This is a genomic window from Siphonobacter sp. SORGH_AS_0500, assembly GCF_002838835.1.
GTDB lineage: Bacteria > Bacteroidota > Bacteroidia > Cytophagales > Spirosomataceae > Siphonobacter.
Map to the genome: position 1 here is coordinate 80,078 of NZ_NHPP01000019.1, position 8,752 is coordinate 88,829.

General features: G+C 44.3%; 9 protein-coding genes. 1 reads left to right on the forward strand and 8 read right to left on the reverse strand.

The features are described from left to right. Positions 1 to 27: 27 nt before the first annotated feature. From BWI96_RS18535 to BWI96_RS18570, 8 genes are all read right to left on the reverse strand, one after another. On the reverse strand, positions 28 to 822 hold the full coding sequence (locus tag BWI96_RS18535; RefSeq protein WP_106638010.1) for a YgcG family protein: 795 nt from the start codon (positions 820 to 822) through the stop codon (positions 28 to 30). A 77-nt stretch (positions 823 to 899) separates the two neighbouring features. After that, positions 900 to 1,331, reverse strand: coding sequence for a TPM domain-containing protein (locus BWI96_RS18540; RefSeq protein WP_106638011.1), 432 nt, complete (start codon positions 1,329 to 1,331; stop codon positions 900 to 902). Between the two features lie 49 nt (positions 1,332 to 1,380). After that, on the reverse strand, positions 1,381 to 1,962 hold the full coding sequence (locus tag BWI96_RS18545) for a LemA family protein (protein ID WP_106638012.1): 582 nt from the start codon (positions 1,960 to 1,962) through the stop codon (positions 1,381 to 1,383). 162 nt (positions 1,963 to 2,124) lie between these two features. After that, a complete protein-coding gene (locus tag BWI96_RS18550; protein ID WP_106638013.1) occupies positions 2,125 to 3,075 on the reverse strand; it encodes a glycosyltransferase family 2 protein in 951 nt (316 codons plus the stop codon). Positions 3,076 to 3,127: 52 nt separating this feature from the next. Continuing rightward, positions 3,128 to 3,349 carry a hypothetical protein gene (locus BWI96_RS18555; protein ID WP_106638014.1) on the reverse strand — a complete coding sequence of 74 codons (222 nt, stop codon included), beginning with the start codon at positions 3,347 to 3,349 and terminating at the stop codon, positions 3,128 to 3,130. Between the two features lie 71 nt (positions 3,350 to 3,420). After that, complete coding sequence (locus tag BWI96_RS18560) at positions 3,421 to 4,776, reverse strand: hypothetical protein (protein WP_232793805.1); 1,356 nt, start codon at positions 4,774 to 4,776, stop codon at positions 3,421 to 3,423. A gap of 40 nt (positions 4,777 to 4,816) precedes the next feature. Continuing rightward, a complete protein-coding gene (locus tag BWI96_RS18565) occupies positions 4,817 to 6,229 on the reverse strand; it encodes a DUF6056 family protein (protein WP_106638016.1) in 1,413 nt (470 codons plus the stop codon). A 34-nt stretch (positions 6,230 to 6,263) separates the two neighbouring features. Further along, positions 6,264 to 7,400 carry an acyltransferase gene (locus BWI96_RS18570; RefSeq protein WP_106638017.1) on the reverse strand — a complete coding sequence of 379 codons (1,137 nt, stop codon included), beginning with the start codon at positions 7,398 to 7,400 and terminating at the stop codon, positions 6,264 to 6,266. A 530-nt stretch (positions 7,401 to 7,930) separates the two neighbouring features. Here BWI96_RS18570 and BWI96_RS18575 point away from each other — a divergent pair. Next, positions 7,931 to 8,692, forward strand: a complete 762-nt coding sequence (locus tag BWI96_RS18575) for a polyprenol monophosphomannose synthase (RefSeq protein WP_106638025.1) — start codon at positions 7,931 to 7,933, stop codon at positions 8,690 to 8,692. The last annotated feature ends 60 nt before the right edge of the window (positions 8,693 to 8,752 follow it).

Sequence of the window (8,752 nt, forward strand, 5' to 3'; positions counted from 1 at the left end):
AGGCCTTTACTCAAGGCCTTATGGGTTTTAATAATCACCACCAGCACCACCACCGCCGAAGCTCCCTCCACCAAAGTCAAAGCCGCCACCGCCGCTACTTCCACCGCCCCAACTACCCGAAGAACTGCCCCAGCCGCCCATGGTAGTATAAGGACCAAACCAGGGCATTCCAGCACCCGGACCACCGGAATTTCGACAGCTGTTACCCATGGATCGGGCAATGAAAATAAAGACTACAACGGCTATCCCTAGGAAAATAAGCACCGTACCAATGGGAAGATCACCTTCGGCATTACCCTCGCTTTTGTATTCACCGCTGGCTCTTTGAATAATCTCGGTAGTAGCCTGGTCTAATCCCTGGTAATACTGCTGTTCCCGGAAGGCGGGTGTGAGTGTATTCGAAACAATTTGCTTGGCTACCGCATCTGGAATAGAGCCTTCCATGCCGTATCCCGTGGCAATGTATAACTTCCGGGTTTCTGTGGCCCAGAGGATAATTAAACCGTTATTTTTTCCTTTCTGACCAATGCCCCAGCGTCTACCCACTTCGAAGGCATAATCGCCGGGCGGATAATCACCCGTGGTTTTAACAACGAGAATGACAATCTGGGTAGAGGTAGAATCCATGTAACTTTTCAGCTTACGTTCAAGCTGGGCTTTTTCGTTACCGGAGAGCATTCCTACATAATCATTCACCAACCGGGCGGGTACGGGACGTTCAGGGATGTCCTGAGCGTAGGTAAAAATGAAACTGAGTAGGGAGAAGAACAGCCAGAGTCCCTTCCGTAGGTACTTGAAAAATGGAGCGGGAATTGTGACCATTACTGTTAGGAGTTTTGAGTTTGGTGTTTTGAGTGGATCTGGCTCAAAACTGCAATCTGCCGAAGGCAATTCTTACGTTAACTGAAGGAAATTTCGTCGGGTAATTCGTTCTGGTCGTCAGACTGGCGGGGAAAGTAGGTCTTGAGCTGCACTCCGGCCATTTCAATACCTGTGCATAAGCCTTGTACCAGATCATTCTGCCGGAAATGCTCCCGCATGGCATCACGGGTACTATTCCAGAATTCCGCTGGAACGACCTCATTGATTCCTTTATCGCCGCAGATAGCAAATTTTCGGGCTTCTATAGCCACGTAAAACAATACACCATTACGCTGGGCGGTCTGGTGCATGTTGAGCTTCATGAAAATTTGCTGAGCCCGTTCCAGTGGATCTAGATCGGCTTGCGTTTTCTCTTCGATATGAACCCTAATTTCACCCGAGGTTTGCTTCTCTGCCTCTTTAATATGCTGAATAATTTCCTGCGTCTGATCTTCCGTAAGCATAGCCATTCTGGAGAAAAGCTGGTCTTTACCTCTCGGGTAAAGACCAGCGACCGACTTAAAATTTAACCGTTGGGGCTTTTTCTGCTCCGGCATCGGCTTCAAAATACGCTTTGGCCGAGAAGCCGAACATACCAGCCAGGACATTGGTCGGGAAGGAACGAACCTTACGGTTGTAGCTCTGAACGGCGTCGTTAAAGTCGTTGCGAGAAACCTTAATCCGGTTTTCAGTGCCCTCTAGTTGAGCCTGTAAATCCCGGAAATTCTCGTTTGCTTTCAGTTGAGGATAGTTTTCAGCAACGGCTAACAATCGAGATAAAGAGCCATTTAACTGAGATTGGGCTTGCTGGAAACGTTGAATGTTTTCGGGCGTTAACTGATCTGCAGTAAATTTGACAGAAGTGGCATTGGCCCGGGCATTCACTACATCAGTAAGCGTCGATTTCTCAAATTCAGCCGCACCTTTGACAGTATTGACCAGGTTCGGAATCAGGTCAGCCCGGCGTTGGTAATCAGACTGAACTTTACTCCAGGCCGTATTAACACTTTCATCCTGTTGAACCAGACCGTTGTAGGAACAGCCGCCCATAATGACAATCAAAACTATGATGGCAATCGTAGCAATAATTCCGCGTGACATATTTGTTGAAGTTTAAATCTGTGTGAGAACGTTCGTATAAAATTATGGGCCAAAGCTAAAATTTTCCGGGAGTCAATAACAACATTTTGGGATGAAATGGCAATAGCCGGATCAAGAGTCCGGCTATTGCCTGATGAGTGGAAAAAGCTCCAAGAATCTGACTTAGTTTTCCCACTGTTTATTGCGAATCTTCGAACGAATGATAAATAAAGGTCGGCCTTTGGACTGGAAGAAAATTCGAAGCACGTATTCGCCAATGATACCCAGTCCGAACAGATTCAAACCTCCGAAGAAAATAATGGTGAAAAGCGTGGCCGGGAAACCCGCGGGAACGTCCATACCTAATACAAATTTCTTGATCAGGTTATAGATAAAATACAGCATTGCAAAAACAATCGCTGTAGAACCGAGCCGGGTTAAGAGCTTAATGGGAAATTCGCTGAAATTGAAAATACCGTTATACGCCAGTTTGAAGAGCAACGCAAATGAATACTTCGACTCCCCGGCAATGCGTTCATCCCGTTCGTATTCTACTCCAATTTGCTTGAAGCCCACCCAGGTACGCATGCCCCGCAGGTATCGGCTTTCCTCGGGCATGTTATTCATGACATCTACTACCCGACGCGAAACCAGAGCAAAATCACCACTGTCCAGAGGAATATCAATGTAAGAAATAGAGCGTAAAATGCGGTAAAAACTGTGATAGGCCATTTTTTTGATGAATCCTTCTTTCCGCTTGCGGCGAACGGCATATACTACATCATAGCCTTCTTTGTATTTGGAGTAAAAACTTTCGAGTAATTCTGGCGGATCTTGTAAATCGCCGTCAATAACCATAATGGCTTCTGTCCCACGAGCTTCACTCATCCCTGCCGTTAGAGCTAACTGGTGACCGTGATTTCGAGCCAGAAAAACGCAGTGGTACCGGGAGTCCGATAAAGCCAGAGCCTGCATTAGCGTTGCGGTATTATCCCTGCTGCCATCATCAATCAGAACAACCTCAATGCTTTGAGGTAACTTATCCATGAGTGCATTTAGCCGTTCAATGAGGTGAGGAAAGGTTTCACTTTCATTATACAGCGGAGCAACGATTGATATTTGTGGACTATCCAATGGGAAATTAATAAGAAGGTTGTTGAAACAGAATTAAGATGCAAAAGTAATGTCAAATGGTCAATTTCGTCTCAGAAGCATAGCGTTTGGCTTCCTGACCCTCCATTTGAATGAGCTCCATCTCGTAAGAACCCGGCTTCAGCAGATCGTGTGGGAAGCTCGCTCTGCCACCAATCCCCGGTAAAAACGGGTTTTTACCCGTATTAGGCACGCCACCAAATGGCACGAGGTATTCATCCGTATTAAAGGTCGATTTCAGGTGAAGTAACACCATGCCGTTTCGACTCCTGGGGACAGGGAAGTTCGACTGTACGACACTAATTTCCTTAGTGGTAATAGTTGGAATCAGAGAAATGTTTTGAGCCTCCTTATTTTTTTCAAAGCTTCATCAAAAAAATGAACGGGTGGTTGAAATACTCCCATTTTTATGGGCTCCTTGAAAGCCCAGATGATGTAAGGCTCCAGAATGGTTCCGCGAGTGGCGGCAAGCCCGATGTTACTATGGTATTGATTGAAGGCGTTCGTTAATAACAACTTGCGGCGTTCGACTACTAATGGGTAATAATTGAAATAGGATAGAAAACTAAATAAAACCCCCAAAGCGATTAGCGGTGCCGGACTGAAGGACACCCCCTTTTGACCTTTTAACCAGGCCAGATATAATAAACATAAAAACAGCAAAGGGTATAGCCGGTAGTTACTAATCAACATCACGAAATACCCGAAGTGTGGACGTAGAATGGCGATTACACCTGCATTGATCAAGAGGAAAAGCATGCCGCCGAGGAGAAAGTCCTGAACGAAAGTAGATTCCTGTGGGTCAATGGAAGGTTGGAAATAGTAACGAATCAAAGGCCAGAACTGCTGAATAAACCAGCGAACGGCGATCCACATGATGACTAAACCCGCCAGCGTGGGTAACACAAATCGCCAGGGTTCAGGCATAGAGGGGAAAAAGTCAAATGGCCCCCCCATGTAGGTAAAAAAGCCACTGACGGATAAGTGCGGCATTTGCAGGAATTTACCAAAGCTGCGTTCATTACCCGAATAGGGGAAGTTGTAGTAATAGCCAGTTATTCCAACGGCCATTCCAAAAGCCCAGATAAAGACTTCACGGAAGCGTCTGCGAAGCAAAAGTACACCTAACCCCGCTAGCCAGACAAACATGCCATTACTCATCGTGAAGGTCGTGATTAGGCCTAAAACTAAAGCTAGGGGGAAGGAAAGCCGGGTGCGTAAAGCTAGAACATATAAAGTCAGTAAAACCAGAGCTAGTAAAGGTTCGTGTTGTAAGCCTGTAATAGACCAGAACGTAAGCAGGTAATACTGAGGCTGAAACAGAATGAGCGTTAATGGCAGAAAATACCAGTACGATAATTTAAATCGGCGGAAGGTAAGCAGTAATAATCCCCAGATAACGATCACCGAGAAATTTGCTAGCCCCTGAATCCAGCGGAAATCGAGAAAACCCGAACAGTAATATACCAGCACAGTAATAAGCTTGCCCGTCGCCATCCGGTGTTCATTATTAGGAACAATCAGCCAGTGCCATTTTTCAGCCCAGGTTTTGGATTTCAGGAATTCCAGAAAAAATCCTGACAAAGCTTCGAAATCATCGAACCACGGAACATTGACAACGTATAATAGAAAGAAAATAACGAAACCAATAATGGGAATCGTATTGACCAGAAGTGGGAACAAACGGCTGGTTTTCATATAAATTCAATCAATAAGGCAAAGGTTAAGGAGTAATGACGAGAGCTTTTTTCTGGAAAAACTTAGTCTCGCAATCATTCCAGGGGTGCTTTGGATTGTCTTTAATGTCTTCCAGGAAAAGCGATCGAGGAACGTGCTTCAGGGGCTGAATGGTAACCATTGCATGAGCGGGAGCCTGCCGGATTTTCTCGTAACGATCGTAGAGTTCGCGGCTGTAAGCCGCCGCAGTTCCATTTTTTAGATCACTCGCCATCATCCGAACGTTCGTGTTTTTCCAGATAAGTAAAGGCAAAACAAGAATGGATAGCAGCGTTAGCACCCGCACAATACCGGGACTCAGAAAACCAAGATTCCACTTTTCCTGAATCCAGAGCATGGTTACCAGTACGTTATAAAAGAACCCGATTAAATAGAAGAAATAGACCGAGTTATGAATACGTGGTGAAACGCTTTCGATACCTACGCCGTAAAAAATCGGGAAGTAAAGAACCGGAACCACCACGGCCCATACCAGCCAGCCCACCCAAACCGGGATGCGAACGTACGCACTGAAAAGAGACGAATGACTGATTTTATTACTCAGCCAGTTAATCCAGAAAACCAGAAATACGAGCGTTAAGGGTAACCATTTAATGCCAACCATTACCGCTGTTTTGAAGGAAGTAAGGATGGAAAAAGAAAGATTACCGCCTAGGGGATTACTCCCCTGACGAATCTTCGAACCGGGGGATTCGAGTACTAGGTAGCAGCAAATCACAGCTTCGAGGAAAAGGATAAGCAATAGCCAGTCTAGTTTTCGCTGAAACAGAAGCCGATACCCCATAAAACAAAGTAGCAAGCCCGTCGTGAGTAAGAGAAACATCTCGCAAAGGCCAATCATGGCAAAAACCAAAAACGCTGCCCAAATGATAAGTCCGTATTTAATACGTTTATTTTCAGGTTTGTAGGAACGGATTAAAGCGACCCAAAATAGTAAGGTCAGGATTTGGGGCAAAGCATAGGTATACGAACCCGTTACCCAGAAAAAGCTCTCTACAATACTGTCTAACTGAAGAATGTATAAGACTAAAAAAGCAGTGCTGATTAACCATTTCTGTGCACGGGAGGTGTGAATTAACTCACCCAGCAACAGGTATACGCTGCCGACCGTTGCGAGCATATAAACGATGGGAAGGGCCTGGTAATACCAGAACCAACCCTTGAATAGGGGCGTGGAATGGAAGAGCAGGCAGGCAAAATAACGTCCTGTCCACTGGTCGTAATAGAATTTGGTGGACCACAGAATACCATAATCCCGAGCCATGTAGGCAAAGCAAAAATCGTCGGCGGCAGAGGGATGGTTAAAGAAACTAAGCACCATCATAGGGACGATGGTAATGGCTACCAGAAACGCCCAGCCGAGGTTCGTCCAATATCGTTGCTGTAAAAAACCAGACATAAAGGTTGTAAAATGATTAAGCAATAGGGAAGGATTAATACTTAAATCGACTTTTTAGGTTATTGATCGGTTTCTCAATAATATACCAGGAAAGCGTGGCAACGAAAATGGTTAATACGATGTAGGTAGCGAAATTGAAAACCAGATTTTCTTCGAGCGAGGGGAATGAACGGTAAATCCGGTGCATAAAGCGATATACGGGATGCGTAGGCGTAATGTGATAATGATTGAAAACAAAATTATGATACAGGTATAGCCCATAGCTGATTCGCCCCAGATAGACACTGACCGGGTTTTCGAGAAGCCATTTCATTACACCACTGTAACCCGTAATGGCCTTACCGATTAGGAAGAAGGCAAAAATAGAACCCGCTAATCGTTCAAAAACCGAGTTAAGGGACAAATGAGGATCGGGCGAAAGATGATACCATAACAAACTTCCCCCGAGAATAGCCAGACCCAGCCAAACCAGACTTCCCCGTTTAAAGGTAGAGTCAAACAGATCTCGCTGGTAGATGTACATATAGGCCATGAGTCCGCCCAGGCCGAAGGCATCCAGACTGGTCGGCATTAATACATAGGCTACAAACCAGGGAGCTCCCGTCAGGAAGTAATACAGACGCAGTAATACGCTACCGATAATAAAACCGACGAGTAATTTAGGCAAATGTCGGTTTGGAATAAAGAATACAATGAAAGGGAAAAAGATATAGAACTGCTCTTCAACGGCCAATGACCAGAAATGATCCACCACGCCCAGCCAGTGTTCGTGATGGGCGATGTAAATATTAGAAGTATAAGTTACCAGCCACCAGAATTTTTCACGGGCGGGCGGCACATTGAATACCACGAGCAGGAAGATTGTCAGGTAATAAATCGGGAAAATCCGAATGGTCCGGCGGATGTAAAACTTTTTCAGATAAGTCTTAAAGCCATCTTCACGGGGCTTATACTGATTTTTACTTTCAATGAGAATGCGGGTAATGAGAAACCCACTTAGCACGAAAAAAATGGTAACCCCGATAGGCCCAATGGGAAGCGTATTAAATCCCGCCAGCAAGTGATCATATAGAACCAGAAAAACAGCTAAGAAGCGGATTCCATCTAACTGGTTAAAATAGGTCTCCTGCTTCTTAGCTACTTCCTGCAAGTGTATGGGCGTTGTTGACATTTCGAACGAATGATTTGAAGCAGACTGAATTCATAACTCAGGTTGAAAAAGTCAGAGCGGTCTGTCATCTGGATATAACTTTAAAAAGAGGTGGTAAGTTGGCAAAATAAGTCCAGCCGCTTAGATAATTCCCAGTGCCGCCGAAGCTCTTTTTCTTTACCTAAACCAATAAACTCCTTTTAATCAGTACTTTATTGTCCAGGCACAAGCCAAAATCAAAAGCTAATTTCTTAAAGTTCTTCGAGAATGCCTCAAAATATTTTCTTTGTTACTATTTCTTATTTTAAGAAGGTAAAGAAAGAAATGTAAGTCAGGGTCTTGGAAATGAGTTAGTTTTATTAAAAAAAATAGCCGAAATTGCACCATTATCCTTTTGACAGAAAGGATTTTAAGACGTCTTAATGAATGATTTTGATTCAAAGATTCGTTAGTAGTATAGATTCAGCATTGCTGAAAAATTTATTCATTTCCTAACCAAGTAATACATGGAAACAGTCTCTGTATTTACAGATACTTCTGCATGTTTGACCATGAATCATTCGAAAGATCGGATGGTTATCATTCCAACCTATAACGAAATTGAGAATATTGAAACGGTCGTTCGTCGCGTAATGAGCCTCGAACCTTCGTTTGATTTGCTCATTGTGGACGACGGTTCGCCGGACGGCACTGCTCTGAAAGTTCGTCAGATGCAGGATGAATTTGGAGACAACCGAATTCATTTGCTGGAGCGGAAAGGAAAACTAGGTTTAGGTACTGCCTACATCGCAGGTTTTAAATATGCTATTTCCAGTGGATACGAGTATATTTTTGAAATGGATGCGGACTTGTCTCATAACCCGGACGATCTTGTGCGTTTATGGAAAGCCTGTGCCATGGATGGTAATGATGTAGCCATCGGTTCGCGTTACATTCAGGGCGTAAACGTGGTGAACTGGCCCATGGGACGCGTGTTAATGTCATACTTTGCCGGCGTTTACGTTCGCTTTATTACCGGAATGCCGATTATGGATGCTACCGCTGGTTTTAAGTGTTACCGTCGGATTGTGCTGGAAACCATTAACCTCAATAAAATCAAGTTTGTGGGCTATGCCTTTCAAATTGAAATGAAGTTCACTTCCTGGAAATTTGGGTTCAAGCTCAAAGAAGTCCCCATTATATTTACGGATCGGACGCAGGGCGTTTCTAAAATGTCTCCCAAAATTTTCAAGGAAGCTTTTCTTGGGGTTGTTCAGTTAAAGATAGATAGTTTCTTCAAGCGTTATAACCGAGAAACGGTGTACGTGAAATAAAGATATAGAGTAAACAAAAAAAGATATGCTAAGTTTCCTGAAAGTTTATTGGATGACGTT

Excerpts from the sequence above, each read along its gene's own strand:
- BWI96_RS18555 (WP_106638014.1), bottom strand. The coding sequence starts at position 3,349 with ATGGTGTTACTTCACCTGAAATCGACCTTTAATACGGATGAATACCTC.
- BWI96_RS18570 (WP_106638017.1), bottom strand. The coding sequence starts at position 7,400 with ATGTCAACAACGCCCATACACTTGCAGGAAGTAGCTAAGAAGCAGGAG.
- BWI96_RS18575 (WP_106638025.1), top strand. The coding sequence starts at position 7,931 with ATGAATCATTCGAAAGATCGGATGGTTATCATTCCAACCTATAACGAA.
- BWI96_RS18565 (WP_106638016.1), bottom strand. The coding sequence starts at position 6,229 with ATGTCTGGTTTTTTACAGCAACGATATTGGACGAACCTCGGCTGGGCG.
- BWI96_RS18535 (WP_106638010.1), bottom strand. The coding sequence starts at position 822 with ATGGTCACAATTCCCGCTCCATTTTTCAAGTACCTACGGAAGGGACTC.
- BWI96_RS18540 (WP_106638011.1), bottom strand. The coding sequence starts at position 1,331 with ATGGCTATGCTTACGGAAGATCAGACGCAGGAAATTATTCAGCATATT.
- BWI96_RS18545 (WP_106638012.1), bottom strand. The coding sequence starts at position 1,962 with ATGTCACGCGGAATTATTGCTACGATTGCCATCATAGTTTTGATTGTC.